This is a genomic window from Bartonella sp. AA86SXKL (assembly GCF_042196885.1).
The window spans coordinates 1-583 of sequence record NZ_JBHIRE010000523.1 but is presented as its reverse complement, the minus strand read 5'-3'; the positions used below and the strand labels follow the sequence as shown (position 1 = coordinate 583).

Sequence of the window (583 nt, the reverse complement as noted above, 5' to 3'; positions counted from 1 at the left end):
ATGATCTAACAAAAGGCCGCATTATATATCGCTATAAGTAGTTCATCTGTGGTTGTTACTTTTTCTAAAAGCAGCAATAGTGTTCCTAAAAGCCTTTATCTTGCTTCCAAGAGCAAAAATCGTCCTGGAAATGCGTTATATGAGGGAGTAAAGAATATCAGAGGTCTCTCAAAAAAGAAAATCAGGGATGCTAAACGCATTGGCTAGTCGTTTAAAATCATTCTGAGGGGGTGGAAATGGAAGTCATAAGAAAAACTTTCTTTAAAAAATCTCGTTTGGAAGAAACCTCCTTAGAGGAAATTGATACTTGCTTCCGCTTCGCCCCGTCGCTTGGCTCTCTTAGCACAAATTGGTCTTGATCCCCATCAGGTTTATGCAACCAATATCGATGAAACACCAAAATTAAGAGAACATCCTGCAAATCTTGCAAAACGTTTGGCAAAGGAAAAAGCTCTTAAAGCACAAGAAACTTTTCTATGGCGCGATCAAAGCAGTGGAGAAAAAGTATCAGCGCAGAAAATAGTCATCTTGGCCGCTGATACTGTGGTTGCTGTTGGGCGTACTATTCTTCCCTCACCAGAAA

The 583-nt window shown here is 40.0% G+C and carries 1 pseudogene; it reads left to right on the top strand.

The window, feature by feature from the left end:
• Positions 1 to 236 precede the first annotated feature (236 nt).
• A pseudogene (locus ACFIO5_RS13035) lies at positions 237 to 583 on the top strand (Maf family protein); the annotation flags it as partial.